Origin of the sequence: Bradyrhizobium diazoefficiens USDA 110 (genome assembly GCF_000011365.1) — a bacterium.
Classification (GTDB): Bacteria; Pseudomonadota; Alphaproteobacteria; order Rhizobiales; family Xanthobacteraceae; genus Bradyrhizobium; species Bradyrhizobium diazoefficiens.
In genome coordinates, this window is record NC_004463.1 from 1,174,756 (window position 1) to 1,201,275 (window position 26,520).

Annotated in this window: 29 protein-coding genes; 19 read left to right on the plus strand and 10 right to left on the minus strand. The window is 64.8% G+C overall.

Annotated elements, in window-relative coordinates; genetic code table 11:
- Window positions 1-149 precede the first annotated feature (149 nt).
- Window positions 150-326, minus strand: a complete 177-nt coding sequence (locus BJA_RS42175; RefSeq protein WP_165448134.1) for a hypothetical protein — start codon at window positions 324-326, stop codon at window positions 150-152.
- Window positions 327-492: 166 nt separating this feature from the next.
- Between BJA_RS42175 and BJA_RS05370 the strand changes: the two genes are divergently transcribed.
- The 7 genes from BJA_RS05370 to BJA_RS05400 all read left to right on the plus strand — a co-directional run bounded on the left by BJA_RS05370 (window position 493) and on the right by BJA_RS05400 (window position 5,821).
- A complete protein-coding gene (locus BJA_RS05370) occupies window positions 493-1,221 on the plus strand; it encodes a helix-turn-helix transcriptional regulator (RefSeq protein ID WP_011083882.1) in 729 nt (242 codons plus the stop codon).
- Between the two features lie 83 nt (window positions 1,222-1,304).
- The gene (locus tag BJA_RS05375; protein ID WP_028172715.1) at window positions 1,305-1,964 is read left to right on the plus strand and encodes an acyl-homoserine-lactone synthase; all 660 of its coding nucleotides are present in this window, start codon (window positions 1,305-1,307) and stop codon (window positions 1,962-1,964) included.
- 1 nt (window position 1,965) lies between these two features.
- A complete protein-coding gene (locus BJA_RS05380) occupies window positions 1,966-2,184 on the plus strand; it encodes a hypothetical protein (RefSeq protein ID WP_028172716.1) in 219 nt (72 codons plus the stop codon).
- A 312-nt stretch (window positions 2,185-2,496) separates the two neighbouring features.
- Window positions 2,497-3,414, plus strand: a complete 918-nt coding sequence (locus tag BJA_RS05385; RefSeq protein ID WP_011083884.1) for a branched-chain amino acid ABC transporter permease — start codon at window positions 2,497-2,499, stop codon at window positions 3,412-3,414.
- Window positions 3,411-4,355 carry a branched-chain amino acid ABC transporter permease gene (locus BJA_RS05390; RefSeq protein ID WP_011083885.1) on the plus strand — a complete coding sequence of 315 codons (945 nt, stop codon included), beginning with the start codon at window positions 3,411-3,413 and terminating at the stop codon, window positions 4,353-4,355. The genes BJA_RS05385 and BJA_RS05390 overlap by 4 nt, the downstream gene beginning before the upstream one ends.
- On the plus strand, window positions 4,348-5,115 hold the full coding sequence (locus tag BJA_RS05395) for an ABC transporter ATP-binding protein (RefSeq protein WP_011083886.1): 768 nt from the start codon (window positions 4,348-4,350) through the stop codon (window positions 5,113-5,115). The genes BJA_RS05390 and BJA_RS05395 overlap by 8 nt, the downstream gene beginning before the upstream one ends.
- The gene (locus BJA_RS05400; RefSeq protein ID WP_011083887.1) at window positions 5,108-5,821 is read left to right on the plus strand and encodes an ABC transporter ATP-binding protein; all 714 of its coding nucleotides are present in this window, start codon (window positions 5,108-5,110) and stop codon (window positions 5,819-5,821) included. Before BJA_RS05395 ends, BJA_RS05400 begins: the two co-directional genes overlap by 8 nt.
- A 191-nt stretch (window positions 5,822-6,012) precedes the next feature.
- On the opposite strand, the gene BJA_RS05405 is transcribed toward BJA_RS05400, so the two are convergent.
- The 3 genes from BJA_RS05405 to BJA_RS05415 form a co-directional block, all read right to left on the minus strand.
- Window positions 6,013-6,426, minus strand: coding sequence for a hypothetical protein (locus BJA_RS05405; RefSeq protein WP_011083888.1), 414 nt, complete (start codon window positions 6,424-6,426; stop codon window positions 6,013-6,015).
- Between the two features lie 332 nt (window positions 6,427-6,758).
- Window positions 6,759-8,195 carry a glutamine synthetase family protein gene (locus BJA_RS05410; RefSeq protein ID WP_011083889.1) on the minus strand — a complete coding sequence of 479 codons (1,437 nt, stop codon included), beginning with the start codon at window positions 8,193-8,195 and terminating at the stop codon, window positions 6,759-6,761.
- A gap of 136 nt (window positions 8,196-8,331) precedes the next feature.
- Window positions 8,332-9,690, minus strand: a complete 1,359-nt coding sequence (locus tag BJA_RS05415; protein ID WP_011083890.1) for an aromatic ring-hydroxylating dioxygenase subunit alpha — start codon at window positions 9,688-9,690, stop codon at window positions 8,332-8,334.
- 115 nt (window positions 9,691-9,805) lie between these two features.
- Between BJA_RS05415 and BJA_RS05420 the strand changes: the two genes are divergently transcribed.
- Together BJA_RS05420 and BJA_RS05425 are read left to right on the plus strand one after the other, a co-directional pair.
- On the plus strand, window positions 9,806-10,591 hold the full coding sequence (locus tag BJA_RS05420; protein ID WP_011083891.1) for an IclR family transcriptional regulator domain-containing protein: 786 nt from the start codon (window positions 9,806-9,808) through the stop codon (window positions 10,589-10,591).
- A gap of 71 nt (window positions 10,592-10,662) precedes the next feature.
- Complete coding sequence (locus BJA_RS05425) at window positions 10,663-10,995, plus strand: PRC-barrel domain-containing protein (protein ID WP_028172723.1); 333 nt, start codon at window positions 10,663-10,665, stop codon at window positions 10,993-10,995.
- Between the two features lie 91 nt (window positions 10,996-11,086).
- Here the strand turns inward: BJA_RS05425 and BJA_RS05430 are convergent, their stop codons facing one another.
- The 4 genes from BJA_RS05430 to BJA_RS05445 form a co-directional block, all read right to left on the minus strand.
- Window positions 11,087-11,521: a VOC family protein gene (locus tag BJA_RS05430; RefSeq protein ID WP_038965247.1), complete on the minus strand. Its 435-nt coding sequence runs from the start codon at window positions 11,519-11,521 to the stop codon at window positions 11,087-11,089.
- 113 nt (window positions 11,522-11,634) lie between these two features.
- A complete protein-coding gene (locus tag BJA_RS05435) occupies window positions 11,635-12,480 on the minus strand; it encodes a helix-turn-helix domain-containing protein (protein WP_011083894.1) in 846 nt (281 codons plus the stop codon).
- A gap of 58 nt (window positions 12,481-12,538) precedes the next feature.
- Window positions 12,539-12,931 (minus strand): group II truncated hemoglobin, encoded by a 393-nt coding sequence (locus tag BJA_RS05440; protein ID WP_038965250.1) that lies wholly within the window; start codon window positions 12,929-12,931, stop codon window positions 12,539-12,541.
- A gap of 264 nt (window positions 12,932-13,195) precedes the next feature.
- A complete protein-coding gene (locus BJA_RS05445; protein ID WP_011083896.1) occupies window positions 13,196-14,104 on the minus strand; it encodes a helix-turn-helix transcriptional regulator in 909 nt (302 codons plus the stop codon).
- A 121-nt stretch (window positions 14,105-14,225) separates the two neighbouring features.
- Between BJA_RS05445 and BJA_RS05450 the strand changes: the two genes are divergently transcribed.
- The 5 genes from BJA_RS05450 to boxB all read left to right on the plus strand — a co-directional run bounded on the left by BJA_RS05450 (window position 14,226) and on the right by boxB (window position 20,521).
- Window positions 14,226-15,767, plus strand: coding sequence for a benzoate-CoA ligase family protein (locus BJA_RS05450; RefSeq protein WP_011083897.1), 1,542 nt, complete (start codon window positions 14,226-14,228; stop codon window positions 15,765-15,767).
- 129 nt (window positions 15,768-15,896) lie between these two features.
- A complete protein-coding gene (locus BJA_RS05455) occupies window positions 15,897-16,715 on the plus strand; it encodes an alpha/beta fold hydrolase (RefSeq protein WP_171463734.1) in 819 nt (272 codons plus the stop codon).
- A gap of 21 nt (window positions 16,716-16,736) precedes the next feature.
- Window positions 16,737-17,255 carry a DUF309 domain-containing protein gene (locus tag BJA_RS05460; RefSeq protein ID WP_011083899.1) on the plus strand — a complete coding sequence of 173 codons (519 nt, stop codon included), beginning with the start codon at window positions 16,737-16,739 and terminating at the stop codon, window positions 17,253-17,255.
- 111 nt (window positions 17,256-17,366) lie between these two features.
- Window positions 17,367-19,055: a 2,3-epoxybenzoyl-CoA dihydrolase gene (gene boxC / locus BJA_RS05465; RefSeq protein ID WP_063921378.1), complete on the plus strand. Its 1,689-nt coding sequence runs from the start codon at window positions 17,367-17,369 to the stop codon at window positions 19,053-19,055.
- 14 nt (window positions 19,056-19,069) lie between these two features.
- Window positions 19,070-20,521: a benzoyl-CoA 2,3-epoxidase subunit BoxB gene (boxB, locus tag BJA_RS05470; protein ID WP_011083901.1), complete on the plus strand. Its 1,452-nt coding sequence runs from the start codon at window positions 19,070-19,072 to the stop codon at window positions 20,519-20,521.
- A 196-nt stretch (window positions 20,522-20,717) separates the two neighbouring features.
- Here the strand turns inward: boxB and BJA_RS05475 are convergent, their stop codons facing one another.
- The gene (locus BJA_RS05475; protein ID WP_011083902.1) at window positions 20,718-21,518 is read right to left on the minus strand and encodes an SDR family NAD(P)-dependent oxidoreductase; all 801 of its coding nucleotides are present in this window, start codon (window positions 21,516-21,518) and stop codon (window positions 20,718-20,720) included.
- 122 nt (window positions 21,519-21,640) lie between these two features.
- Window positions 21,641-22,699 (minus strand): polysaccharide deacetylase family protein, encoded by a 1,059-nt coding sequence (locus tag BJA_RS05480; RefSeq protein WP_011083903.1) that lies wholly within the window; start codon window positions 22,697-22,699, stop codon window positions 21,641-21,643.
- A 165-nt stretch (window positions 22,700-22,864) separates the two neighbouring features.
- Between BJA_RS05480 and BJA_RS05485 the strand changes: the two genes are divergently transcribed.
- The 5 genes from BJA_RS05485 (at window position 22,865) to BJA_RS05505 (ending at window position 26,518) form a co-directional block, all read left to right on the plus strand.
- Entirely contained in the window at window positions 22,865-24,259 is a 1,395-nt protein-coding gene (locus tag BJA_RS05485) for an OmpA family protein (RefSeq protein WP_011083904.1), read from the plus strand.
- Window positions 24,260-24,261: 2 nt separating this feature from the next.
- The gene (locus BJA_RS05490) at window positions 24,262-24,558 is read left to right on the plus strand and encodes a hypothetical protein (RefSeq protein WP_028172731.1); all 297 of its coding nucleotides are present in this window, start codon (window positions 24,262-24,264) and stop codon (window positions 24,556-24,558) included.
- 202 nt (window positions 24,559-24,760) lie between these two features.
- Complete coding sequence (locus BJA_RS05495; RefSeq protein ID WP_063921379.1) at window positions 24,761-25,351, plus strand: TetR/AcrR family transcriptional regulator; 591 nt, start codon at window positions 24,761-24,763, stop codon at window positions 25,349-25,351.
- On the plus strand, window positions 25,348-26,280 hold the full coding sequence (locus tag BJA_RS05500) for a haloalkane dehalogenase (RefSeq protein ID WP_011083907.1): 933 nt from the start codon (window positions 25,348-25,350) through the stop codon (window positions 26,278-26,280). Before BJA_RS05495 ends, BJA_RS05500 begins: the two co-directional genes overlap by 4 nt.
- 10 nt (window positions 26,281-26,290) lie before the next feature.
- Complete coding sequence (locus BJA_RS05505; protein WP_028172734.1) at window positions 26,291-26,518, plus strand: SelT/SelW/SelH family protein; 228 nt, start codon at window positions 26,291-26,293, stop codon at window positions 26,516-26,518.
- The last annotated feature ends 2 nt before the right edge of the window (window positions 26,519-26,520 follow it).

Sequence of the window (26,520 nt, forward strand, 5' to 3'; positions counted from 1 at the left end):
CCCATGCCCTCCAGGGGAGGGTAAGGGCGCCGCTCATTCGCTGACGATGATGGCGGAGTAATTTCGCGGTTGGCGTGTTTCGACTAAAATCTGCGCGTTCAAATGGAAGGGCGGCGGCGTCGCGCGATCTGTTGCATCGGCGTCGTCTGCTAGCTCGCCGGCCCTTCGGGCGATACGCTGTTCGCGAACTCGGCGCGCTCGCTCTGTAGCACCTCGCGCGCGAACTCGATGATCCTCTGCTTGTTTGCCGTTTCACGGACGGCGAAAAACACGCGGTTCAATTCCAGGCCGAGCACGCTGTTGAGGGCGATGTTCTCGTCGTCCATCGTGGTTTTCCCGCTTTGTACGTCACAGGTGTAACTTGACGTCCCTTCTTCCACAAGTAGATTAAAGCTTCGGAGCAGGCGGTTACCGGAGAACTACGGAAGCAGCGAATTGAGGCAGCCCCCAAATACGTGCTATAGCGGACGACGAGGGTCAGGAAACGCACCGATGTCCGCCGTCGATTATGGCCGGGAAGCGCTCGACTTCATCGAAGGCCTGGGTGTCTATCGCAAGGTACCGGACGCCATGAACGCGCTTGAAGCGGCCTTCGGCCGTTTCGGCTTCGAAACTATCATTGTGACGGGATTGCCGAATCCCGATCAGCGGTTTGCGCAGATGGTGCTCGCCAAGCGCTGGCCGGCGGGATGGTTCAATCTCTACACTCAGAACAACTATGACCGCTTCGATCCCGTGGTGCGGCTGTGCCGGCAATCGGTCAATCCGTTCGAGTGGTCGGAGGCGCCCTATGATGCCGAGCTCGAGCCGAGCGCGGCCGAGGTGATGAACCGCGCCGGCGATTTTCGCATGTCGCGCGGCTTCATCGTGCCGATCCACGGGCTCACCGGCTATGAAGCCGCGGTGTCGCTCGGCGGCGTCCATCTCGACCTCAATCCCCGCAGCAAGCCGGCGCTGCACCTAATGGCGATGTATGGCTTCGACCACATTCGCCGTCTGCTCGAGCCGACGCCGTATCCGTCGACGCGTCTCACCCCGCGCGAGCGCGAGGTGATCTCCTGGGCTTCGCAGGGCAAGTCGGCCTGGGAGATCGGCGAGATCCTGCACATCACGCAGCGCACCGCCGAAGAGCATCTTGCAACTGCTGCGCGCAAGCTCGGTGCGGTCAACCGTACGCATGCGGTTGCGCTGGCGATTCGCCACAAGATCATCAATCCCTAAGCGACGTACTGGGAAATTTCCCAATATCGAACCTGCCTCTTTTCGCAGAGGCTGCCCCCCATTGAGGCTGAATGGGGGTTTCCATGATTCACGCAATTTCCGCGGTCAATCGCCACTTATACGAGGACGTACTCGAGCAGCATTTCCGGCTGCGTCATGACATCTTTGTCGAGGAGCGGCACTGGGAGACGCTGCGCAGGCCGGATGGCCGCGAGGTCGATTCCTATGACGACGAGGATACCGTCTATCTGCTTGCGCTGGAGGGACGGCGCGTCGTCGGCGGCCACCGGCTCTACCCCACGACCAAGCCCTCGATGATGAGCGAGGTCTTCCCGCATCTGGCGGCGGTTCGCGGCTGCCCCTCGGATCCGCTGATCTGGGAATGGTCGCGCTACTTCGTCGTCCGCGATCGCCGCGACGGCGCGCTCAACCTGCAACTGATGGCGGCGGTGCAGGAGTTCTGCCTCGACCAGGGAATCGCGCAGGTCAGCGCGATCATGGAAACCTGGTGGTTGCCGCGCTTCCACGAGGCCGGCTTCGTCGTGACGCCGCTCGGCCTGCCGGCTCTGGTCGAGAACGCCTGGACCATGGCGGCCACCGTCGACATTCGTCGCCAGACGCTCGATGTCCTGCATGATCGCATCGGCATGCCTTCCATCGTGCAACAGGACGGCCCGCGTCTGGACGCCGTCGCCCGTGCCAACCTTTGCGGCCTCGCTGCCGCGCAACGAAAGAGCGCCTGAAATGTCGAATATGATGCGGGACAGCCAGATCATGGCGCAAATCAACGACGAGAATCTCGGCTACATGTCCGACATGGCGCTCGAGCTGGCGCAGATGGCGGACGACTCCGGACTGACGACGCTTGCCTATCTGTTCCGGATGGCCGCACTGGAGGCCTCGACGGCAAACAGCGTGCTCGCCGAGCCGGGCGATCTTCCCCGGCAGATGACGTCGCACTAGACGCAACCTTCTTCACTTCTTTCATTCCGACGACGTCCTCACCCTCTCCCCGGCCTACCCGGGGGGAGGGTGATCGTTTGGGTGCGGCAGGTTGCCCCATGCTGCGCGGCAGCCTTCTTGCATCGCAGGACAGGTTTCGGCCGTGTGCGCCGGGATGCAACAAAGTGCATGTTTGGTGTCAAATCGCTCTTGCCTCTGAACGATACTGCCATTACCCATTTTTCGGCCTTGAAGAGGCAGGGGGAGCTCTTTCACTGATGGCGACCGTGTTCGAACATCGGCGCGACGCTGCGTGCGCCTGAAAGAGTCTTGATGCTGCTCGTCGTCGAACAGTTTCTGAACGGATTGCAGTTCGGCCTGCTGCTGTTCCTGCTCGCCGCCGGCCTGACGCTGGTGTTCGGGATCATGGATCTCGTCAACCTCGCGCACGGCTCGCTCTACATGATGGGCGCCTATTTCGCCGCGACCTTCGCGGCCTGGACCGGCAGCTTCCTGCTCGGTGCGCTGATGGCGCTCGGAGCAACGCTCGTGCTCGGCATCGTGCTCGAGATGACGGCGCTGCGGCATCTCTACGGCCGCGACCATCTCGACCACGTGCTCGCGACCTTCGGCCTGATCCTGTTCTTCAATGAAGCCGTGCGGCTGATCTGGGGCCCGGCAGGCCTGGCGCTGCCGCTGCCGGCCTGGCTCACCGTGCCGGTGCCGATCCTGCCCGGCATTCACTATCCCGCCTATCGCCTCGCCATCATCGTGGTGGCGCTGCTGGTCGCGCTGCTGCTCTATCTCGGCGTGATGCGCACCCGCATCGGCATGCTGATCCGGGCCGGCGCCTCCAACCGCGAGATGATCGGCGCGCTCGGCATCAACATCAAGCTGCTCTACACGCTGGTGTTCGGTCTCGGTGCCGCGCTCGCCGGCCTTGCCGGCCTGATGCAGGCGCCGATCCTCACCGTGCAGATCGGCATGGGCGAGAACATCCTGATCCTGGCCTTCGTCATCATCGTGATCGGCGGCATCGGCTCGATCCGCGGCGCGTTCCTGGCCGCGATCTTCGTCGGCATGATCGACACGCTCGGCCGCGCCTTCCTGCCGAACCTGCTGCGGCAGGTGCTCAGCGGCGCCGCTGCCTCCACCGCCGCGCCCGCGCTGTCGTCCATGCTGATCTATCTTGTGATGGCGATCGTGCTGGTGGTGCGGCCGGAGGGGCTGTTTCCGGCCAACCGTCGATGAAGGCTTTCACGGTGAGCAAGGCCGTCACGGCCCTGATGCTGGCGGGCCTCGTGCTGCTGCCGCTCTATTCGCAAGCATCCGGCAACGTCTTCATCCTGACGCTGTTCACCCGCATCGTCATCCTGGCGCTGGCCGCCGCGAGCCTCAACCTCATCATGGGTTTTGGCGGCATGATGAGCTTTGGCCACGCCGCCTATCTCGGCATCGGCGGCTACGCCGTCGGCATGCTCGCGCAGGAAGGCGTAGGTTCCGGCTTCATCCAGTTTCCAGTCGCGCTGGCGGCCTCTGCGATCTACGCGCTGGTGATCGGCGCGCTCTCTTTGCGCACCCGCGGCGTCTATTTCATCATGATCACGCTGGCCTTTGCGCAGATGGCCTATTACGTCGCCTCGGGGCTGGCGCGTTACGGCGGCGACGACGGCCTCACCGTCTACAAGCGCAGCGACTTCTCCGGGCTGATCAATCTCGGCAATCGCGTGCAGTTCTATTATCTCTGCCTCGCCTGTCTTCTCGGCGTCCTGTTCCTGATCTGGCGCATCGTCAATTCGCGCTTCGGTCTCGTCGTGCAGGGCCTGCGCTCCAACGAGCAGCGCATGCAGGCGATCGGCTTTCCCGCCAAGCGCTATCAGTTGGTCTGCTTCGTCATCTCCGGCATGATGTGCGGACTTGCCGGCGCGCTGCTCGCCAACAACACCGACTTCATCAGCCCGGCCGTGATGTACTGGACGCGTTCCGGCGACCTCATGGTGATGGTGATCCTCGGCGGCATGGGTACGCTGTTCGGCCCGGTGATGGGCGCGGTGGTGTTCCTGCTGCTGGAGGAGTTCCTGTCGCAGATCACCGAATATTGGGCGCTGATCATGGGGCCGCTACTGCTGCTGATCGTGCTGTTCGGGCGCGGCGGCATCATGGGCATGCTCGGGAGGGCTGGCCGTGGCTGAACCCTTGCTCCGCGTCGAGAAGCTGGTGCGCCGCTTCGGCGGCATCATCGCGACGGACAACGTCTCGCTCGACGTCGCGGCCGGCGAGCTGCACGCCATCATCGGCCCGAACGGCGCCGGGAAGACCACGCTGATCAGCCAGCTCACCGGGCATCTCGAACCGCATTCCGGCAGCGTCTCGCTCGGCGGGCGCGACATCACCTACCTGCCGGCCTATCGCCGCTGCGCGCTGGGGCTGGCGCGGTCGTTCCAGATCACCTCGCTGCTGCTCGACTTCACCGCCGCCGACAACGTCGCGCTGGCGGCGCAGGCCCATGCCGGCACCTCGTTCCGCTTCTTCGCCAACGCGCGCAAGGAAAAGGGCTTGCGCGACGCCGCCCATGCCGCGCTCGACCGCGTCGGCCTGTTGCATCGCGCCGACGTCGTCGTGAACAGGCTCAGCCATGGCGAGCGCCGCGAGCTGGAGCTTGCGGTCGCGCTCGCCAGCAAACCGAAATTGCTCCTGCTCGACGAGCCCATGGCCGGCCTCGGCGTCACCGAATCCCAGCGCATGGTCAAGTTGCTCCAGGAGCTGCGCAGGGAGGTCTCGATCGTGCTGGTCGAGCACGACATGCCGGCGGTGTTCGCGCTGGCCGACCGCATCTCGGTGCTGGTCTATGGCCGCGTCATCGCCTCGGGCGATCCGGCCGCGATCCGCGCCAACGAGGACGTCAAGCGCGCCTATCTCGGCGACCAGCATGTGGTGACGCACCATGGCTGACACGCTGCTCGACGTTGACGGCATCGAGACCTGCTACGGCCTCTCCCAGGTGTTGTTCGGCCTGTCGCTGTCGATCAAGCCGGGCGAGATGGTCTCGCTGATGGGCCGCAACGGTATGGGCAAGACGACGACCATCCGCTCCATCATGGGCCTGACACCGGCGCGCGCCGGGAGCATCCGTTTTGCGGGCTCCGAGGTGCGAACGCAGCCGTCCTACAGGATCGCAAAACTCGGCGTCGGCCTGGTGCCCGAGGGACGCCAGATCTTCCCGAACCTCACCGTGCGCGAAAACCTGGTCGCGGCGGCGGCCGACCGCTTCGGCAGCAGCAATCCCTGGACGCTCGCGGCCATCTACGTGATGTTCCCGCGCCTCGCCGAACGCGCGTCGAACATGGGCAACCAGCTCTCCGGCGGCGAGCAGCAGATGCTGGCGATCGGCCGCGCGCTGATGACCAATCCGAAGCTCCTCATTCTGGACGAAGCGACCGAGGGCCTTGCGCCATTGATCCGCGAAGAAATCTGGAACTGCCTGTCGCTGCTCAAGAGCCGGGGCCAGTCGATCCTGGTCGTCGACAAGAACGTCGATCACCTCGCCCGCATCTGCGACCGCCACTTTATCATCGAGCGCGGCAAGACGGTGTGGAGCGGCACGTCGGACGAACTGATGGCCGAGCCGGATCTGCAGCACAAATATCTGGGGATCTAGCGGGCTCGGCGAGGTGAGGGGCAGAGCGCTCCCGCCGATCTCTCGGTGTCGTCCTGGCGAAGGCCAGGACCCATACCGCGGAATCCATCGATTGCAGGTGGTATCCGTACCGGACGACCCGTCTTCGCCAAACTGCTCCCTGGGGTAATGGGTCCTGGCTTTCGCCAGGACGACGCCGGGGTGCGAACCAATCACCAATAAATCCCATGCCGGTGCAGCTCGCGGATCACGCGGGCCTCGGTGGACGGCTGGCGGCGCTTTGGCTTCGCCGTTTCGGTCGTGCTGGCCACCGGTGCGGCAGTGGACTGAGTGGGGGGCGTGGCAACCGGGCCGGTCGCGACCGGTGCGGCTGCTGTCGGCGGCGTCGTAGCAGTGATTGCGGCTGGCGGTGTTGAGGTCGGCGCGGTCGTCGCCGTCTGCAGATTCGGCGCCTGCGTTGCCGCCGGAGCCTGCGTCGTCTGCGCCGGCACGGTTGCCGTCGCGGCCGGCGGCTCGGTGGCCTGCTGGTTCGAATTGGTTGCCGCAAGGCTCAGGCTCCGCGGACCACCGGCATAGGCCTCGGTTGCGACCAGCGACATCACGGCGATCAGGATCAGCTTGCGCATGAGAACCCCCGTTATCTGGCCAATATGTCTTACCCAATTCGCACGCGCCGGCGCCTAACGCGACAGGTGGTGCGTGCCGATTTCGATCAGGGTGGCCCGGCAGGACAAGCGATAGATCAGACTGAACAATCGACCCAACATGACCGAACTCCGTTGTTGATCATCGGCAGGGACTCTAGACCCCGTGTCTTTCCGGCTGTTTTCGAGGGGGGAGGAAAATGGCTTCGTCGGATGGTGGGGAGATGTCGTCGGAACAGGCGGGACGAAGTCGCCTCACAGCGGCGTGAGCCGTGCGCTATGGTGCTCCCCAAGGCCGCCCGTCGAGAGGGGTGTCAGAACATCTCGAAATATTCGCGGTGCTCCCAGTCGGTGACCTCGGCGAGGAAGCGGTCGATCTCGGCGTTCTTGATGTGGGTGTAGTAGTCGACGAACTCCGCACCGAACTTCTCGCGGAAGAACGGATCCTCCTTCAGCGCCGCAACCGCATCGCGCAGTGACTTCGGCAGCAGCGGCGCCTTGGTTTCGTAGGGCGTGTCGGCCGACGGGCCGGGATCGAGCTTGCGATCGACGCCGTCGAGGCCGGAGAGGATTTGCGAGGCCATGTAGAGATAGGGATTGGCAGCCGGCTCGCCGATGCGGTTCTCAAGGCGCGTGGCGGCATCGCCGGCAGCCCCGAGCACGCGGATCATCACGCCGCGATTGTCGCGGCCCCAGATCGCGCGGTCGGGCGCCAGCGAATAGGAGCGGTAGCGCTTGTAGCCGTTGATGGTCGGGGTGGTGAACACGGCGGACGCGCGGGCGTGGTCGAGCAGGCCGGCAAGGTAGGCGCGGCCGAACGCGCTGAGCGGCTCGCCGCCTGCCTGCGCCATGAACTGGTTTTCGCCGCTGGTGCGCGAGACGATCGACTGGTGCAGATGCCAGCCGCTCGCGAACAGGTTCGGCAGTTTGGGGCGGCACATGAAAGTGGCGTGATAGCCGTGGCGCCGCGCGATCTGCTTCACGGCCGAGCGGAACAGCACCATGTTGTCGGCGGGCTCGAGGCCCTTCCTCGGCGCGAAGGTGAACTCGCACTGGCTTGGCCCGAACTCGACCTCGACCGAGCGCAAGGGCAGGCCGAGTGCGACGACGTCGCGGCGCAGGATCTCCAGCACCGGCTCCATCTGATCGAAGCGCTGCTCGGTGAGGTACTGGTAGCCGTGGCTGAGCAGGCTCACCGAGGGCGGCGTCCCGGGCTGGCCGGCGTCCTCCGCACGCATATGCGGATCGTCGAGCTTGAAGATGTGGAACTCGACCTCGAGCCCGGCGACGAAATCGTGGCCGCGGCCAGCAAGCTCATCGAGCACCTTGCGATAAAGCCCGCGCGTTGCGAACGGCACGGGGCGGCCGTCATTGAAATGGAGATCGCACAGCACCCAGCCCGTGGTCGGCGCCCATGGCAGCACGCGGAAGGTGGTGGGATCGGCAACCATCAGCACGTCGGCTGCGCCCTCCATCTCCTTCATGCCGAACCCGCCGCCCGATGTGAACACCGGGAACACCGTGCGGTGCGAGGTGTCCTTGGCGAGCATGGTGGTGGTGATGGAGCAGCCGCTCTCCAGCGAGGCGATCGCCTCCGCGGCGATGATGGTCTTGCCGCGCAGGATGCCGTGCTGGTCGGGGAAGGCGAGGCGGATGACCTCGAGGTTCTTCTCCTCGACGATGCGGCGCATGCGTTGCGCCGCGTCCTTCTGTTCATCCGACCACAGCGCATGACGCGCGACGAAAGTCACTGCTATTGCTCCCCGATAGCTGTCGTTCCGGGATGGTCCGAAGGACCAGACCCGGAACCTCGAGATTCTCAGGTGCGCAAGTGCGCACCATAGTACGATGCTATCGCATCGCCCCGGAATGACGATGCCCCAAAAATCACTCCGCCGCCGTCAGCCGATGCACCTTGCCGTCGATCTCCTTCGGCACCGGCGCGGTCCACGGCGCGCCGCGGCGGCGCTTGACGTCGACTTCCATCCAGTAGGTCTCCCAGCCCCGCGTCGGCCCGATGCCGTCCATGGTCGCCGGTCCCTGGATGCTGCGCGCGTTGGCCTCGTCGAGGAACAGCATCGGCTTCTCGCCGCCGCCGACTTTCTCGATCTCCTGCCGCAGCAGGCGGCGGTATTGCACGATTGCCTTGTCGCTCTGGCCGAGGTGCTCCTTGGTGCGGTCCTGGATCGCGCCCATCGACTCCACCGCCCACTGGTCGTGGACGTTGATGTCGTTGCCCATGCCGGTATAGGTCGCGGTCTGCTGCTCGTGCGGATCGAAGCCGTAGTCGTTGCCGCTGTTCTTGCGCGATTTGTAGTCGGGCAGCTCATAGAGCTCGAGCCGCTGGTCGCGCATCTTCTTTTTGTCGACGGGGTTCGTGTAGCTGGTGAAGATCGCGTACCAGTAGCAGTTCTCGTCGTCGACCGGCACGTGCCACTGCGTGATCGTCATCTCCGTGCTCATGGGGATGACGAAGCCGTGCGGGAACAGCTGGTTGGTGACGCGCACATGGGTGCGCTCCTCGTCGATCTCGCGCAGCGCGATCAGCCGGAGGCCGTATTCGGTGTGCTCGACATTGATGATCGGACGGTCGTATTCGCGCAGGATCTTCGTCATCGGCAGGTCGCTGCCCGCGGAGGCGCCGCGGAACTGCTTGCCGTAGGCGGTGGAGGTATCCTCGTCCTCGAAGAAGCGGTGCAGATAGGAGGCGTGCGCGGGATCGATGCCGACCTCGAGCGCCTGGAGCCAGTTGCAGGCCATGTGGCCCTTGAACGCGAACGTGTGAGTATCAGGCGCGACAAAGCAGTCGATCTCGGGAAATGCAGGCGGCTCACCCTCGCCGAGATAAGCCCAGAGGATGCCGCTCTTCTCCACGACAGGATAGGAGCGCTGGCGGATGTTCTGGCAGAGCTTTGAATCCTTCGGCTCTGCCGGCGTCTCGATGCACTGGCCGGTGGCGTCGAACAGCCAGCCGTGGAAGGCGCAGCGCAGGCCGCCATGCTCGAGCCGCCCGAAGGCGAGGTCGGCGCCGCGATGCGCGCAATGGCGATCGATCAGGCCGTAGCGCCCTCGCTCGTCGCGGAACAGCACGAGGTTTTCGCCGAGCAGTCGCACGGGGCGGATCGGCCGCGCGCCTTCCAGCTCGTCGACCAGCGCCGTCGGCTGCCAGTAGCTCCGCATCAGCTTTCCGCAGGGGTCCTTCGGCCCGGTGCGGGTGATCAGGTCGTTCTGCTCCTGGCTCATCATGGCGAGTGCATCCCATATCTCGGAGTGGCGTTTGTTCGCCTATTGAACGAATGGGCGAATTATGACATGCCTAGGATCGGCAGCAAGCACTATTTTGCAGGAAAGTCCCGACGCCATGCCCAAGCTGAAGCGAAGCGAGACCGATGAGCGTGCGACGGATTTCGTCGAAAGCCTCGATCGCGGCCTGCGCCTGCTTCAATGCTTCGGCACGACGGTCGGCCCGATGACCCTGAGCGACCTCGCCCGCGCCGCCGATCTTCCGCGCGCCACCGCCCGGCGGATGCTGTTCACGCTCCAGCGTGGCGGCTTCGTCGGTGGTGACGGCAAGCTGTTCACGTTGACGCCGCACGTGCTGACCCTTGCGGCCTCGTATCTGCGCTCCAACCAGCTCGTCGCGGTTCTGCAACCGGTGCTCGATCGCGTTGCGACCGCGGCAAATGAAATTTCATCGCTCGCGGTGCTCGATGGCGACGACGTCGTGTTCGTCGCGCGCAGCAGTCCGGCGCGGATGTTTTCAGGCGGGCTCGAGATCGGCTACCGCCTGCCGGCGTTCTGCACGTCGGTCGGCCGCGCCATGCTCGGCCAGCTCGATGATGCCGAGCTCGCCCCGCGCCTGAAGACAATGACGCGCGAAGCGCTGACGCCGCAGACGGTGACCGATCCCAAGGCGCTGCTCGCGCGCATTACGGCCGACCGTGCGCAGGGCTATTCGCTGGTCGATCGCGAGGCCGAGCCGCATTTCCGCTCGATCTCGGTTCCCGTGCGGCGCTACGATGGTGTGATCGTCGCCGCCGTCAACATGGGCGCCCATGTCGACCGCGTGCCGGCGCAGGAGCTGATCGACCGCTTCCTGCCGCTGCTGCGCGAGGGCGCCGAAGCAGTGCGTTCGCAGTTGCTGTAGCTACAGCGCACTTCGCTCTTCCTGCCTGGCAGGCTATAATGCGCGCGGCACAAGAGAACAGGGAGGATGCCATGCAACACACCATGGTTCCCAGTGATCGCGTGGAGCACGTCGCCGTCTACGGGCGCGACGGCACGAAGCTCGGCACGATCGAGCGGCTGATGCTCGACAAGGTCAGCGGAATGGTCGCCTATGCCGTGATCAAGACCGGCGGGCTGCTCGGTGCTCATCACCATTATCCGGTGCAGTGGAGCGCGCTGAAATACGATCGCGGCCGTCAGGCGTTCCAGGTCGAGCTGACGATGGACGAGTTCAGCAGCGGTCCATGCGAGTTCGATGGCGACGAGTTCGATTGGGGCGACCGCTCGCGGTCCTACCCGCATCCGAATTACTGGTCGGTCTGAAGAGCCGGACGGGTTCGCAGCCGCATCGCTCTTGCGGGCTCGATTGAGCATTGCCCCGCCCACCGAGCGGCATCCGAAGCAACCGTCTGGCCTATCCCGGCAGCGACTCTTCGCCGACCTTGGGCCAATAGGTTCCAAAGCTCCAGAGGCCGCCCTCGGGATCGCGCGCCGCGAAATCGCGGCTGCCATAATCGGTATTGTAGGGCTCCATTTCGATCGTCGCACCGGACGCCTTCACCTTCTCATAGAGTGCGTCGGGATCATCGACAGCCAGATAAATGGCATCCGTACGGTGGCCGCCGATGTCGCCGACCCGCTTTGCGTACGCATCATCGCGATGCGCACCGAGCATGAGGATTGATGATCCAAATGCCAATTCGGCGTGAACGACCGTGCCCTCCTTGCGATAGACCACGCGTTCGGCGAAGCCGAGAACGTTTTTCAGCCAAGCGATCATCGCCTCCGGATCCTTGCAGCGCATGGTGTGGTACAGGCGCGGTGCTTCATAGCCATTCTGCTGGTTCATGAAATTCTCCAGGAAATTATCCAGGAAATTATCCAGGAAATTATCCAGGTCTATTGCAACGCCAAGCCTAGTTCGGATCCCGCCAGCCGGGCTTGAACAAATGGGACCAGACGCTACCCGCCGCCGTCCCGCATCAGGCGTGGATCCGCAAAATCGAGCCGCGCGGCCCATCCGGTCGGCGTCTCGCCGCTGAATATCCGGAAGTCGCGGGCAAGATGCGCCTGGTCGGCATAGCCGGCGTCTGCCGCGACGGCTGCCCAGCCGCCTGTCCCGTCCGTGCGGGCCAGTGAGCAGGCCCGATGAAAGCGCAGCATCTGGGCCATTGTCTTCGGCGGTACGCCGATCTCGTTGTGGAAGCGGCGCGTGAGATGCTTGCGGCTCCAGCCTATGTCGGTGGCAAGCTCGGTGATCCGGACCGCGCCTGCCCGTCGCCAGAGCGTATCGAGGGCGAAGGCGATCGCCGGCGAGGGCTCATGCACAGCGCGACGAAGCACGAAGTCTTCCACGATCTCAAATCGTCGCTGCCATCCGACCGCCTCGGCAACCCTGGCGCGGAGGTTCTCGCCATCCCGTCCCAGAATGTCGCCCAGACCGACCATGCGCGCGGTCAGATCCGGCACTGCTCCTCCGAAGAAGCGATACGCTCCAAGCGGGGTGAAATCGACCTGAACGCATTCGGCGCGGCCATCGGATTCGATGAGGACCGGTCCGGGAAAGAGACCAGCCGCGAAACTCGGCTGAGCGTCGGCAACATCCGGCTCGCGCCCAAGCGCAATGCGGAAGGGTGTCCCCAAATTCACGAGAAGAGGCAGCGCAAGCGGCGCCGCGTGCCGGAAGCCGGCCAACCCGACGCCGCGCTCGCGATAGAACGAGATGCTGGAGACCAGCCGCGCAAGGCGTGGCGAGGCGGGCCGACGGATGACATCGGGGTTTGCGGCAGCGTCCATCGCGCGCAGCATAGCGCCGCAGCGGTGCCCCTCCAAGTGGACGGCGCGCCCGGCCTTGCCCGTGTGGTGGCTAGCGGTTGCGCATCCAGTCGGCGAGGCCGGACAGCGCCTTGTCGAGGTCTTGCCGCGCGGCAGCGTCCGCGACCGTCTCCTCCAGCGCGCCGCGCATGCAGGTGAGCCACGCATCGCGTTCGGCATCACCGATGGCAAAGCCGATGTGACGCTGGCGCAGCCGTGGGTGTCCCTTTTCGACGGAATAGAGTCTTGGGCCGCCGGTCCATTCGGTGAGGTAGCGCTTCAGCACGTCCCTGATCAGGCCGAGATCGGCTGCATGCATGGCGCGGATGACTTTCGCCTCCGGCAGCGTGTCCATCCGTTCGTAGAAGCGATCGACCAGAAGGTCGATCGTGGCACTGCCGCCGATCCGCTCGAACATGGAGATTGCGACGTCGCTATCGGTCATCATTTGTCTCGAGGCTTGCTTGCTGATCGTTGATACAGTGTTGCTGGAGGTCGCGCAAAATCCTTGCTGTCGTCCCGGACAAGCGCAGCGAAGCGGAGCGCTGATCCGGGACCCAACCAAAGGGGGTAGTTTTGCGATGACTCGTGGTTACCAGCTCGCGCAACAACTTCTCCCTGGGGGTATGGGTCCCGGATCGGCGCGCGCTTGTGGCGCGCTTGTCCGGGACGACAGTGGAGTGTGTAGCTGTAGCGAGCTCGAAACGACCTACAGCGCCACGCTGCGCAGACCAAAACTGCGCGCTTCGTTCTGGAGCACCGGGCGCACCGCGTCGATCAGGCGCGCGGCGGCGGCATCGACGGAGAGGCCCGCCGTGTCCACCACCGCCGTCGCACGCGAGTACAGCGGCTCGCGGCTCAAGAGGATGTTGCGCAGCTCGGCCATCGCGGAGCGGTCGTCCGCCATCGGGCGCAGGTCGCCCTGGCGACGGACGCGGGCCATGTGCTCCTCGGGCTCGGCCTTCAGCCAGATCGTGTAGAACGACGACAGGATCTGGTCGAAGGTCAAAGGCTCGGAGACGATGCCGCCGCCGGTCGCAAGCACCATCAACTCGTTGCGCGCGAGCAGCTGTTGCAGCGCCGCCTGCTCCATGCGGCGAAAGCCTTCCTGGCCGTAGAGCGCGATGATCTCGGCGACCGAGAGGCCGTTCTGCTGCTCGACCTCCTTGTTGAGCTCGACGAAGCTCCAGCCGACCTTCTTCGCCAGGATCTTGCCGAGCGTGGACTTGCCGGCGCCGCGCAGGCCGATCAGCGCGATGCCGCAGAACGGCGCGCGCCGCGGCGCGGATGCGCTGCCGCCGGCGAGCACGTCCTTGGCCTGCGCGATCTGCGCGGGCGTCGCCTTGCGCAGGAGATCGCGAAACATCTGCCAGTCCGGCGTCGGATCGGCGCTGGGCAGCAGATCTTCGAGATGCGCGCCCATCGCGTCGGAGACGCGGCGGAGCAGCACGATCGAGACATTGCCCTTGCCGCTTTCGAGCTGCGCGATGTAGCGCTCCGAGATTCCTGATACCTTGGCGAGCACTTTGCGCGACATGCCGCGCAGTGCGCGCGTGGTGCGCACACGCTGGCCGAGCTGTTCGAGGAAGCGGGATTCGGCGTCGGGACTGTCGGTCATGAGCCTTCTTTACAGATGTCCTGCGGCGCGTTTTAATGAAACATAATGCCTGCTGGCATTGACAGCAAGCCGCCGCGGTGTCTTTCTATGAATTATAATTCTAAATTCAGGGGAGAAGTCCGTGAGCGAGGGATCCTATAACGCGGTGACCTGGCTGCTCGACCGTAACGTCGAGGAGGGGCGCGGCAACAAGCTCGCCTTCGACGACACCGTCTCGCGGCTGACCTATGGCGAGCTCCAGCGCGAGAGCCGCCGCGCCGCCAACATGCTGCGCCGTCTCGGCGTCCGCCGCGAGGAGCGCGTGGCGATGATCATGCTCGATACGGTCGATTTCCCGATCGTGTTCCTGGGCGCGATCCGCGCCGGCATCGTGCCGGTGCCGCTCAACACGCTGCTGACCGCGGACCAGTACGCCTACATCCTCGCCGACTGCCGTGCCCGCGTGCTGTTCGTTTCCGAAGCGCTCTATCCCGTCATCAGGGACGTCGTCGGCCGCATGCCGGATCTCGAGCATGTCGTCGTCTCCGGCGCCAAGCAGAATGGCCACAAGCAGCTCGCCGAGGAGCTCGCTGATGAGAGCGACCAGTTCACCACCGCCGCGACTCATCCGGACGAGCCGGCATTCTGGCTGTATTCGTCCGGCTCGACCGGCATGCCCAAGGGCGTGCGCCATCTGCATTCGAACTTGCAGGCGACTGCGGACACCTACGCCAGGCAGGTGCTCGGCATTCGCGAGAGCGACGTCTGCCTCTCCGCCGCAAAGCTGTTTTTCGCCTATGGTCTCGGCAATGCGCTGACCTTCCCGATGTCGGTCGGCGCAACCGTCGTGCTGAACAGCGAGCGCCCGACGCCGGCGCGCATGTTCGACCTGATGAACCGCTACAACCCGTCGATCTTCTACGGCGTGCCGACCTTGTTCGCGGCGATGCTCAACGACGAGACGATGAAGAGCGAGCGTGGCGGAAAGAGCTTGCGCATCTGCACCTCGGCCGGTGAGGCATTGCCCGAGTCTGTGGGCAACAGCTGGAAGGCGCGCTTCGGCGTCGACATTCTCGACGGCGTCGGCTCGACCGAGCTCTTGCACATCTTCCTATCGAATGCGCCCGGCGACATCAAATATGGCTCCTCCGGCAAGCCGGTGCCGGGCTATGCGGTGCGGCTCGTCAACGAGGCCGGCCAGGACGTGGCCGACGGCGAGGTCGGCGAGCTCCTGGTCGATGCGCCCTCCGCCGGCGAAGGCTATTGGAACCAGCGCCACAAGAGCCGCCGCACCTTCGAGGGCCCGTGGACCCGCACCGGCGACAAATATGTCAGGGATGCCGAGGGCCGCTACACCTTCTGCGGCCGTGCCGACGACATGTTCAAGGTCTCCGGCATCTGGGTCTCGCCGTTCGAGGTCGAGAGCGCGCTGATCACGCACCCGGCGGTGCTGGAAGCCGCCGTCGTGCCCGAGGCCGATCCGGAAGGCCTCTTGAAGCCGAAAGCCTTCGTCGTGCTGCGTCAGGGCGCGAAGACCGCGAACTTGCAGGAGATGCTGAAGGAGCACGTCAAGCAGAAGATCGGCCCGTGGAAATATCCGCGCTGGATCGACGTGGTGGACTCGCTGCCGAAGACGGCGACGGGGAAGATCCAGCGGTTCAAGCTGCGGGAAGGGGCGAATTGATTGGCTTCGTCATTCCGGGGCGCGCGAAGCGCGAACCCGGAATCTCGATCCGCAGACTGCAATCTCGGGATTCCGGATCAACTCGCTTTGCGAGTTGTCCGGAATGACGGAATGAATGGAACCGACAGCATGACCAACCTCACCCCCACGGGCTTCCTCAGCGTCAGTGGCGCCAGCCTCGAATATAAATGGCTCGCGCCGCAATCAGCGGAGGCACCGACCATCGTCATGCTGCACGAAGGTCTCGGCTCGGTCGGGCTCTGGGGCGACTTCCCGGAACAGCTTCGAGAGGCGACCGGTGCCGGCATCTTCGTCTATTCGCGTGCGGGCTACGGGCAGTCGAGCCCGGTCGCGCTGCCGCGGCCGCTGGATTACATGCACCGCGAGGCGCTGGAGGTGCTTCCGAAACTGCTCGATGCGATCGGCTTCAGGCGCGGCCTCCTGCTCGGCCATTCCGACGGTGCCTCGATCGCGACGATCTACGCCGGCGCGCACCAGGATCATCGCCTGAACGGCCTCGTGCTGATCGCGCCGCATTTCATCGTCGAGGACATCTCGGTGAAATCCATCGCCGCGATCAAGACCGCCTATGAGACCACCGATCTCAAGCCGAAGCTCGCGCGCTGGCACAAGGACGTCGACAACGCCTTCTACGGCTGGAACGGCGCCTGGCTCGATCCGAAATTCCGCGACTGGGACATCTCGGAATACCTCGCCTATATCCGCGTCCCTGTCATGGTCCTGCAAGGCGTGGACGACCAATACGGGACGCTGCGCCAGGTCGAAATTGCGCAGGAAGAGTGTTACTGTCCGGTAGATTTGAAAATTATTTCAGGCGCGGGCCATTCCCCGCATCGTGAAGCGCCGGGGGCGACGCTTGACGCAATTGAGCAATTTGCAAAGGCGGCCCTGCGCGACGATCAGGGACTTCAGGGACGCGCCGCATGATGTTGCGGAGGCGCGCCTCGCATGAGTGCGCCGCCGAATGCGAGCGGCCCGCTGCCGTGGCCGCAATGGGCCTATGTGCCGGGCGAGGCCGGGCTCGATGCCGACTACGAGACGCTCGCCATGGCCAAGGCGCTGGTGCCTTCGGCGTTTCGCGGCCATGTGCCGGCGCGCCATCCGGCGCTGCGCTACGGGCTCGCGCTCAACGACCGCGGCTATTTCTGGGAAGCGCAGGAAGTGCTGGAGGCGGTGTGGGCCGCAGCGCCCCAAGGCGGCCGCGAGCGCATTCTGCTGCGGGCCTGCATCCGCATCGCCAATGCGAATTTGCGGTTGCGCATGCAAAGGTCGCATTCGGCGGCACGGCTGTTTGGCGATGCGCTGGCGGAGCTGCGCGCGCTGAGCTCGCGCAAGGCGGCGGCCGGCGACGGCTTTGTCGAGAGCTTTCCCATTGCTGCGCTGACGGCCTTGCTCCAGGCCAAGCTCGGTCGTCCCCAGCTCTCCAAGGCCGACTGGATCGCACTCGGCGCCATCGTGCGGCCCTAGGCGCTGGCATGAAACAAAGTGCATGTATTGGCTGGTAAGGACTAGACTTGCTCTGAAATATGCACTATTGTGCATCTAACGTTAAAACCAAGACGAACTCAAGGGTGGCCCATGGCCGGGGAAGATCGGCGCCTCGCAGGCGGCGCGACATTCATCGATTTCCAGACCGAACCGTCCCGCTACAAGCACTGGAAGCTCGCGGTCGACGGTGACGTCGCGACCCTGACCATGGACGTCGACGAGAACGGCGGCCTGTTCGAGGGCTATCTGCTCAAGCTCAATTCCTACGACCTCGGCGTCGACATCGAGCTTGCCGATGCGATCCAGCGGCTGCGCTTCGAGCATCCCGAGGTGAAGGTCGTGGTGATGCGCTCGGCCAAGAACCGCGTGTTCTGCGCCGGCGCCAACATCCGCATGCTCGCGGGCTCGACCCACGCCCACAAGGTCAATTTCTGCAAGTTCACCAACGAGACCCGCAACGGCATGGAGGATTCGTCCGAGAATTCCGGCCAGCGCTTCATCACCGTGGTGAACGGCTCGGCCGCCGGCGGCGGCTATGAGCTCGCGCTCGCGACCGACCACATCATCCTCGCCGACGACGGTGCCTCTTCGGTGGCGCTGCCCGAAGTGCCGCTGCTCGCGGTGCTGCCGGGCACCGGCGGCCTCACCCGCGTCGTCGACAAGCGCAAGGTGCGCCGCGACCATGCCGACTTCTTCTGCACCATCGAGGAAGGCGTGAAAGGCAAGCGCGCCGTGCAGTGGCGTCTCGTCGACGAGATCGCGCCGAACTCGAAGCTGGAAGGCAAGATCGCCGAGCGCGTCAAGGAATTTTCCGCGGCCTCCAGGCGCAGCGGCAGCGGCAAGGGCATTGCGCTGACGCCGCTCAGGCGCATCATCGACGAGACCAGCCTGCGCTACGGCTTCGTCACCGTCGACGTCGATCGTGCCGCCCGCATCGCCACCATCTCGATTAAGGCGCCGGAGGCGGCGGCGCCGGCCGACATCGACGGCATGATGGCGCAGGGCGCTGCGTTCTGGCCGCTCCAGGTCGCGCGCGAGCTCGACGATGCCATCCTGCATCTGCGCATCAACGAGCTCGAGATCGCCATGCTGGTGTTCAAGAGCCATGGCGACCGCGCCCATGTGCTCGCATCCGATGCCTTCCTTGAAGCCAACAAGGCGCACTGGCTGGTCAACGAGATCAGGCATTACTGGAAGCGCGTGCTCAAGCGTATCGACGTCACCTCGCGCACGCTGGTGACGCTGGTCGAGCCCGGCTCCTGCTTTGCCGGCACGCTCGCCGAGCTCGTCTTCGCCGCCGACCGTTCCTACATGCTGATCGGCACCCGCCAGGGCGACAACCGCCCGCCGCCCGCGATCGAGCTGTCGGCGATGAATTTTGGCCCGTATCCGATGAGCCATGGTTTGACGCGGCTTCAGTCTCGCTTCCAGGCCGACCCGGCCGATCTAGAACGCGCCGAAGCCACCATCGGCACGAGCCTGGACGCCGAAGAGGCCGAGGAGCTCGGCCTCGTCACCTTCGCGCTCGACGACATCGACTGGGACGACGAGGTCCGCGTGTTTCTGGAGGAGCGCGCCAGCTTCTCGCCCGACAGCCTCACCGGCATGGAAGCGAGCCTCCGCTTCGTCGGCCCGGAGACGATGGAATCAAAGATCTTCGCGCGCCTCACTGCCTGGCAGAACTGGATCTTCCAGCGCCCGAACGCGGTCGGCGAGGAGGGCGCGCTCCGCCGTTACGGCAGCGGCCAGAAGCCGAAATTCGATATGACAAGAGTTTAGGGAGAAGCACGGCCATGAACATGAACATCATGAACGTCGACTACTCGACCAAGATTCCGAACAACGTCAACCTCGCCGAAGACCGCCAGGTGCTGAAGGCACTCGAAGGCTGGCATCCCGGCTACATGGACTGGTGGAGCGACATGGGGCCGGAAGGCTTCCAGGAGTCGCTGGTCTATTTGCGCACCGCCTACTCCGTCGATCCGCGCGGCTGGGCCAAGTTCGACTATGTCCGCATGCCCGAATATCGCTGGGGCATCCTGCTTGCGCCGCAGGAAGAAAATCGCGTCGTTCCGTTCGGCGAGCATTTTGGCGAGCCGGCCTGGCAGGAAGTGCCGGGCGAGCATCGTGCCATGCTGCGCCGCCTGATCGTGATCCAGGGCGACACCGAGCCCGCCTCGGTCGAGCAGCAGCGCCATCTCGGCAAGACCGCGCCCTCGCTCTACGACATGCGCAACCTGTTCCAGGTCAACGTGGAAGAGGGCCGTCACCTCTGGGCGATGGTGTATCTGCTGCAGAAATATTTCGGCCGCGATGGCCGCGAGGAGGCCGACGATCTGCTCCGCCGCCGCTCCGGCGATGCGGACGCGCCGCGCATGCTCGGTGCCTTCAACGAGGCGACGCCGGACTGGCTGTCGTTCTTCATGTTCACCTACTTCACCGACCGCGACGGCAAGATGCAGCTGCACAGCCTCGCGCAGTCGGGCTTCGATCCCTTGTCGCGCACCTGCCGCTTCATGCTGACCGAAGAAGCGCACCACATGTTCGTCGGCGAGACCGGCATTACCCGCGTCGTGCAGCGCACCTGCGATGCGATGCGCGAAGCCGGCATCACCGATCCCACCGACATCGCAAAAGTCCGCGCGCTCGGCGTCATTGATCTTCCGACCATCCAGAAGAAGCTGAACCTGCACTACACGCTGTCGCTCGACCTGTTCGGCTCGGAGGTCTCGACCAACGCGGCCAACGCCTTCAATGCCGGCATCAAGGGCCGCTATCACGAGACCCAGATCGAGGACGATCACCAGCTCAAGAACGCCACCTATCCGGTGCTGAAGTTCATCAACGGCGAGATCAAGCTGGTCGACGAGCCGGCGCTGACTGCGCTCAACATGCGCCTGCGCGACGATTACAGCCAGGATTGCGTCAAGGGCATGCTGCGCTGGAACAAGGTGATCTCGACCGCGGGCTACGACTTCAAGCTGACCTTGCCCAACGTCGCCTTCCACCGCCACATCGGCGAGTTCAAGGACGTCCATGCGACGCCCGACGGCATTTTGATCGACGATGCGACCTGGGCGAAGCGCAAGGACGAGTGGCTGCCTTCGACAGCCGACGGCGACTTCATCACCTCGCTGATGCAGCCCGTCACCGAAACCGGCAAGTTCGCCTCCTGGATCTCGCCGCCGAAAGTCGGCATCGACAACAAGCCCGGCGATTTCGAGTACGTGAAGATCGAGTCGTAGGCGCGGCCTGCGAGACGCGACGACCGCGCCATACGAAGACTGTCATCACCCGCGAAAGCGGGTGATCCAGTATTCCAGAGACAACGCAAGGATACCGAGAAGCCGCGGCGTACTGGATGCCCCGGTCAAGCCGGGGCATGACAGCGGAGTGTGAGGCGCCGCCGCCTGCCCTCCCTAATCCCCTGACGCGCGACGCCTACCCCGCGATCTCCAGCCCGGCATTGGCGTAGACCACGCCGCCGTCGACGGCGATGGTGTTGCCGACCACGTAATCGCCCGCACGCGAGGCGAGATAGATCGCGACCCCTGCCATGTCCTCGTCGGTTCCGATGCGCCGCGCCGGAATGCGCTTGGCGACATCGTCCGCATGGTCGCGCGCGGCCCGGTTCATGTCGGACTTGAACGCGCCCGGCGCGATCGCGGTGACGTTGATGTTGTCCTTGATGAGTTTCGTCGCCATGCGCCGGGTCAGATGGATCACGGCGGCCTTGCTGGCGGCGTAGGAATAGGTCTCGCTCGGATTGACGAAGATGCCGTCGACCGAGGCGATGTTGATGACCTTGGCCGGACGTTCCGCGCTTGCCGCCGCGCGCAGCGGCTTCGCCAGCGCCTTGGTCAGGAAGAACAGCGACTTGACGTTCAGGTCCATCACCTTGTCCCAGCCGCTTTCCGGGAATTCGTCGAACTCAGCGCCCCAGGCGGCGCCGGCATTGTTGACGAGGATGTCGAGCTTCGGCTCCAGCTTGATGATTTCGCCGGCGAGCTTGTCGCAGCCTTCGACGGTCGAGATGTCGATCGGCAGCGCGATGCACTCGCCGTCATAGAGAGCCGAGAGCTCTTTCGCCGTCGCCTCGCACGGGCCGGCCTTGCGCGCGGTGATGTAGACCTTCGCCGCGCCTTGCGCGAGGAAGCCCGCCGCGATCATCTTGCCGATGCCGCGCGAGCCGCCGGTCACGAGTGCGATGCGGCCTTTGAGCGAGAACAGATCGTTGAACATGGTACCTCCCTTTGGTGGCGCTCGTTTTGGGCGGGGAGGGGGAGGGAGTCAATCTTGTCGTCGTCCTGGCCTTCGCCAGGACGACGGCAGAGATTGCGGTGACAGCGGTGGACGACAGAAACTTAAGCCGCCGCAATCCGGCGAAAGCCGTTCCACATCGCGGTCGCGGCGCCCGAGGTCAGCACCGGCAGGATCCGCGTGTCCTGGTAGTTGCCGTTGAGCGAGATGCGCGGCAGCGCGGTCATGTGGCCGGCGTTCTCGGCGAACAGCATGCCGGGCCGCGTCGTCACCGCGGTCTTGAAGCCGGCCGATGCGGCCAGCGCAAATTCGCGCATCCCGGCCGCCTCGCGGTCGCCATAGGGATAGGCGAAGTGCAGCACGGGACGCGCCAGCACCCGCTCGATCCGCGTGCGGCTCACCGCCATCTCCTGCGCGGCGATCTCCTCGCTCTGCCTGGCGAGATTGCAATGGCTGATGGAGTGCGCGCCGATCGTGACCAGCGGGTCTGCGGCCAGCTGCTTCACCCCGTCCCAGGACAGGCAGAGGGTGTGGCACAGCGCTTCCATGTCGACGCCGTGCCTGGCGCAGAGCGCTGCGATCTCGCGCGCGAGATCGTGCTCGCCCGGCAGCGCGCGCAGCCAGTCATGCAGGCGGTCGAACGCCGCCTGTTTCGCGGCAGGCGTCGTCGCGTCGAGCCGCAGCGCGGAATTGCCGATCTGCACCTCGATCTGCTCGGCCCTGGCGATCACGGCTTCCAGCGCGGTCCACCACAGCCGCCCCGTGCCCTCGGCGAAATCGCTGGCGACGTAGACCGCCAAAGGCGCGTCAAATTCGCGCAGCACCGGCAGCGCATAGTCCAGATTATCGCGATAGCCGTCGTCGAGGGTGAAGGCGGCGAAGCGGCGGGTGAACCTGCCCTGCACCAGCCGCTCATGCAGCTCGTCCATGCTGACGATGTCGATGTCGCGCGAGCGCAGATGGCTCAGCGTCGCGCGCAGGAAATCCGGAGTGACTTCGAGATGTCGGTTCGGCTGGAACGTGGCCTCGCGAGCCGGCCGCACGTGGTGAAGCATGAAAATGGCGCCGACGCCCGACAAAAGCGGGCGCAACAGGTGGTGCGCCCCGCTGAAATAGAGTGCTCCCAGCCCGGCGCGGATGACGTTGTTACGAAGTTGTTTCATGACCCGCTGGCGGACTCTGGCATTCCGTCCTCAACTTACGGAAGAACCCTTGAAGAAAAAGTTATTCCAATTGTCCACGCAAAGGCCTTGCGAGGGCCGCCATTTCCGGTTTGACAGCCTGCCAAGGGTTTGTTTTGTCTCCGGTTCCAGAGTTCGGGTCGTCGAATGCAGAAGCTTTTCAGGTGGGCCAGCAAATGGTGGCCAGGGCTGATCCCCCTGGCCGTCATGTGGGGATTTGCGGCCTGGAATAACACCTTACCGGTCGAGGCGGACCTGTCCGCCCGCAGCTCGGCGGCGCTCAAGGAGACCGTTCTGGACAAGACCCGGATCGCGGTGGACGGCCGCGATGTCAGCCTGGCCGCGGACGCCTTTTCCGAGGAAGGGCGCCGGGACGCGGTAATGGCGGTGGAGATTGTCCCGGGCGTGCGCCTGGTCGACGACCGGACCCGTCTCGTTGCCGAGGCAAAACCCTTCGTCTGGAACGCCGAGCGTGACGTGGTGCGGGTGACGCTGTCGGGCTCCGCGCCCTTGCCGTCGATCAAGGCCCGCCTGACGGAGGCGGCACGCAAGGAGGTCGGCGGCGTCGAGGTCGCCGATCAGATGGGGCTGGCACGTGGCGCGCCGCCGCGCTTCGAGGCCGCCGCGATGCTGCTGCTCGACCAGATCGGCAAGCTCAAGGACGGCAAGATCACGATCTCCGACACCAAGATCAACCTGTCGGGCATGGCGCGCGATCTCGGCGGACGCGAGGCGATCGCGGCTGCGCTGAAGAACTTGCCGGAAGGGTTCTTGATCGCCGCCAACGACATCAAGGCGCCGCCCTATATCTTCCAGGCCTACAAGGATCCGGTTGCCGCGACCGTGACGCTGACCGGCTATGTTCCCGACAACAACGTCCACGCGGCGATCGCAACCAGCGCGTCGCGAAAATTCTTCAACGAGAAGGTCGTCGACAATCTCAAGGCCAGCCTCGGCGCCCCCGGCGCCTTCAACCCCGCCGTGGTCGCAGCGCTCGGGGCGCTGTCGCGGCTGTCGACCGGCACGCTCGTGGTGTCCGATCGCGAGGTGAAGCTGTCGGGCGATGCGCTCTATGAAGGCGCCGGCAACGACATCCGCGCGGGCCTTGGCAAGGACTTCCCGAAAAACTGGCAGTACAAGCCGGAAATCACGGTGAAGCCCGCGGCAGGCCCGGTCGACGGCACCGTCTGCCAGCAATTGTTCTCCGAGCTCCTGAATAAGGGCAAGATCCGCTTCGCCACCAAGCGCGCCGACATTGATCCGGACTCGGCGGGAATCCTCGACCATCTGATCGAGACGGCGCTGCGCTGTCCCACCACCAATATCGACGTCGCCGGGCACACTGATGCCGACGGTGAGGACGCGTTCAACCAGGCACTCTCGGAGAAGCGCGCGCAGGCGGTGATCGACTATCTGGTCAAGGCCGGCCTGCCCGCCAGCCGCTTCACCGCGATCGGCTACGGCAGCACGCAGCCCGTCGCCGGCAACGACACCGACGACGGCAAGGCGCAGAACCGCCGCATCGAATTTCTGGTGAGGTGACGATGCCCTATCTCGTTTCGTTCCATCTGGGCTGGCTGATCGGATCGCTGGTGCTGGGCTTTTGCATGGGCTGGATCTCGGTGGTCCAGCGCGGCAACGGCACCTCGAAGGTCACCGCGCGCTGGCTCGCCGCGCTCGCCGTAGCGCTGGTCGCGGCCTCGCTCGCGCATGTGGTCCCCGGCCGCTTCGGCTACTGGCTCGACCTCGGCCTCATCATGTTCGCCTGCTACCTGGTCGGCTGCACCATCGGCGCCTGGTTGCGCGACCGGGTGGTCTCGCGGAGCCAGCCGGCGGCTTGAGTCCTTGGTTCGCGTGAGGCCATCGCTCTCTCGTTCCCTTCCCCGTAAGGGGGGAGGGAACGTACCGCCATCGGCGCGGTAGGCGAGGCTCATCCCATCAGTTCCAGATCCAACATTGCGATAACAGCCTGATCGGAGTGTGAAATCGCCGAGCGATGAAACTACGCTTGACACTAATACGTACGTACGTATTATTCTGCTCATGCCAAAGCGCTCGCTCAAAGACGCCATCCTCGACGCCGGCCTCAAGGTCATGTTCCGAACCGGCTATCACGGCACCAGCGTGCGCGACGTCACCGCTGCGGCGGGCGCGCCGCAGGGGTCCTTCACCAACCATTTCCGCTCCAAGGAAGCGTTCGCTTCGGAGGTGCTCGACCGCTACTTCGACGTCACCAGGGGGCTGGTCGCAGAAGCGCTTGAGGACACGACGCTGACGCCGCGCGCGCGCCTCAAGCGCTATCTCGACATCATCACCGGCCGGCTCGAGGCCGACGGTTATGGCCGTGGGTGTCTGATCGGCGATCTCAGCCTGGAGGCGACCGGCAGCAGCGAAATGCTGCGTACGCGCCTGACCGAGATTTTTGCCGAATGGCGCGTGCCGTTCGCGGCCTGCATCGCCGAGGCTCAGGCGCGCGGCGAGATCGCATCCGATTTCGAGCCCGGGGAGCTTGCCGACTTCCTGCTCGCGTCCTGGCAGGGCGCGATCCTGCGCATGAAGGTCGATCGCAATCCGAAAGCGCTCGAACGTTTCAAGACCATCGCATTTCAGACCGTGTTCAAGGAGCTGACATGAGCAAGCCAATCGAGATCGAGATTCGCAGAGCGCCCGTGCTGGGAAGCAGCATGGCTTACCGCGAGACGGGTGCGCAGGATGCGCCGGTCGTGCTGTTCCTGCACGGCAACCCGACCTCGTCGCACATCTGGCGCAACATCCTGCCGTTGGTGTCACCGGTCGCGCATTGCATTGCGCCCGATCTCATCGGCTTCGGCCAATCCGGTAAGCCTGACATCGCCTACCGCTTCTTCGACCATGTCCGCTATCTCGATGCGTTCATCGAACAGCGCGGCGTCACATCGGCCTATCTCGTCGCGCAGGACTGGGGCACGGCGCTCGCATTTCATCTCGCCGCGCGCCGGCCGGATTTCGTACGCGGATTAGCCTTCATGGAATTCATCCGCCCGATGCCGACCTGGCAGGATTTCCACCATACCGAGGTCGCGGAGGAGCAAGATCATGCCGAGGCGGCGAGGGCGGTCTTTCGCAAGTTCAGGACGCCGGGCGAGGGTGAGGCCATGATCCTCGAGGCGAATGCGTTCGTCGAGCGCGTTCTGCCCGGCGGAATCGTCCGCAAGCTCGGCGACGAAGAAATGGCGCCCTATCGCACGCCGTTCCCGACGCCCGAGAGTCGCCGCCCCGTTCTTGCGTTTCCCCGCGAGCTGCCGATCGCAGGTGAGCCTGCCGATGTCTATGAGGCGCTCCAATCCGCCCATGCGGCGCTGGCCGCATCTTCCTATCCGAAACTGCTGTTCACGGGCGAACCGGGCGCGCTCGTCTCGCCGGAATTTGCCGAGCGGTTTGCGGCCTCGCTGACGCGTTGCGCGTTGATCCGGCTCGGCGCGGGATTGCACTATCTGCAGGAGGACCACGCTGACGCAATCGGCCGATCGGTGGCCGGCTGGATCGCCGGCATCGAAGCGGTGCGTCCGCAGCTCGCCGCGTGAGGAGGATGAGATGTCGGATGTGACGATCGTCTATTGCCGTCCCTGCGGCTACGAGAAGCGTGCGAAGGAAGCCGCCGCAGCGCTGCGCCGGCAACTGGCGCTGGAGGCGGATCTCGTGGCTGGCAAGGGCGGCGTCTTTCAGGTCAAGCTCGGCGACAGGATTGTCGCCAGCCGCAGCAAGGGCCATTTTCCCGGCACCGACGAAATCGTCGCAGCCGTCACCGCGGCGCGGCATTGATC

Bases quoted from the DNA above. Each gene is read 5' to 3' on its own strand.
- BJA_RS05380 (WP_028172716.1), top strand. From the start codon at position 1,966: ATGTCGAATATGATGCGGGACAGCCAGATCATGGCGCAAATCAACGAC.
- BJA_RS05405 (WP_011083888.1), bottom strand. From the start codon at position 6,426: ATGCGCAAGCTGATCCTGATCGCCGTGATGTCGCTGGTCGCAACCGAG.
- BJA_RS05420 (WP_011083891.1), top strand. From the start codon at position 9,806: ATGCCCAAGCTGAAGCGAAGCGAGACCGATGAGCGTGCGACGGATTTC.
- BJA_RS05400 (WP_011083887.1), top strand. From the start codon at position 5,108: ATGGCTGACACGCTGCTCGACGTTGACGGCATCGAGACCTGCTACGGC.
- BJA_RS05485 (WP_011083904.1), top strand. From the start codon at position 22,865: ATGCAGAAGCTTTTCAGGTGGGCCAGCAAATGGTGGCCAGGGCTGATC.
- BJA_RS05385 (WP_011083884.1), top strand. From the start codon at position 2,497: ATGCTGCTCGTCGTCGAACAGTTTCTGAACGGATTGCAGTTCGGCCTG.
- BJA_RS05375 (WP_028172715.1), top strand. From the start codon at position 1,305: ATGATTCACGCAATTTCCGCGGTCAATCGCCACTTATACGAGGACGTA.
- BJA_RS05455 (WP_171463734.1), top strand. From the start codon at position 15,897: ATGACCAACCTCACCCCCACGGGCTTCCTCAGCGTCAGTGGCGCCAGC.
- BJA_RS05495 (WP_063921379.1), top strand. From the start codon at position 24,761: ATGCCAAAGCGCTCGCTCAAAGACGCCATCCTCGACGCCGGCCTCAAG.
- BJA_RS05500 (WP_011083907.1), top strand. From the start codon at position 25,348: ATGAGCAAGCCAATCGAGATCGAGATTCGCAGAGCGCCCGTGCTGGGA.
- BJA_RS05430 (WP_038965247.1), bottom strand. From the start codon at position 11,521: ATGAACCAGCAGAATGGCTATGAAGCACCGCGCCTGTACCACACCATG.
- BJA_RS05415 (WP_011083890.1), bottom strand. From the start codon at position 9,690: ATGATGAGCCAGGAGCAGAACGACCTGATCACCCGCACCGGGCCGAAG.
- BJA_RS05480 (WP_011083903.1), bottom strand. From the start codon at position 22,699: ATGAAACAACTTCGTAACAACGTCATCCGCGCCGGGCTGGGAGCACTC.
- BJA_RS05370 (WP_011083882.1), top strand. From the start codon at position 493: ATGTCCGCCGTCGATTATGGCCGGGAAGCGCTCGACTTCATCGAAGGC.
- BJA_RS05425 (WP_028172723.1), top strand. From the start codon at position 10,663: ATGCAACACACCATGGTTCCCAGTGATCGCGTGGAGCACGTCGCCGTC.
- BJA_RS05445 (WP_011083896.1), bottom strand. From the start codon at position 14,104: ATGACCGACAGTCCCGACGCCGAATCCCGCTTCCTCGAACAGCTCGGC.
- boxC (WP_063921378.1), top strand. From the start codon at position 17,367: ATGGCCGGGGAAGATCGGCGCCTCGCAGGCGGCGCGACATTCATCGAT.
- BJA_RS05475 (WP_011083902.1), bottom strand. From the start codon at position 21,518: ATGTTCAACGATCTGTTCTCGCTCAAAGGCCGCATCGCACTCGTGACC.
- BJA_RS05435 (WP_011083894.1), bottom strand. From the start codon at position 12,480: ATGCTGCGCGCGATGGACGCTGCCGCAAACCCCGATGTCATCCGTCGG.
- BJA_RS05440 (WP_038965250.1), bottom strand. From the start codon at position 12,931: ATGACCGATAGCGACGTCGCAATCTCCATGTTCGAGCGGATCGGCGGC.
- boxB (WP_011083901.1), top strand. From the start codon at position 19,070: ATGAACATGAACATCATGAACGTCGACTACTCGACCAAGATTCCGAAC.
- BJA_RS42175 (WP_165448134.1), bottom strand. From the start codon at position 326: ATGGACGACGAGAACATCGCCCTCAACAGCGTGCTCGGCCTGGAATTG.
- BJA_RS05490 (WP_028172731.1), top strand. From the start codon at position 24,262: ATGCCCTATCTCGTTTCGTTCCATCTGGGCTGGCTGATCGGATCGCTG.
- BJA_RS05505 (WP_028172734.1), top strand. From the start codon at position 26,291: ATGTCGGATGTGACGATCGTCTATTGCCGTCCCTGCGGCTACGAGAAG.
- BJA_RS05390 (WP_011083885.1), top strand. From the start codon at position 3,411: ATGAAGGCTTTCACGGTGAGCAAGGCCGTCACGGCCCTGATGCTGGCG.
- BJA_RS05460 (WP_011083899.1), top strand. From the start codon at position 16,737: ATGAGTGCGCCGCCGAATGCGAGCGGCCCGCTGCCGTGGCCGCAATGG.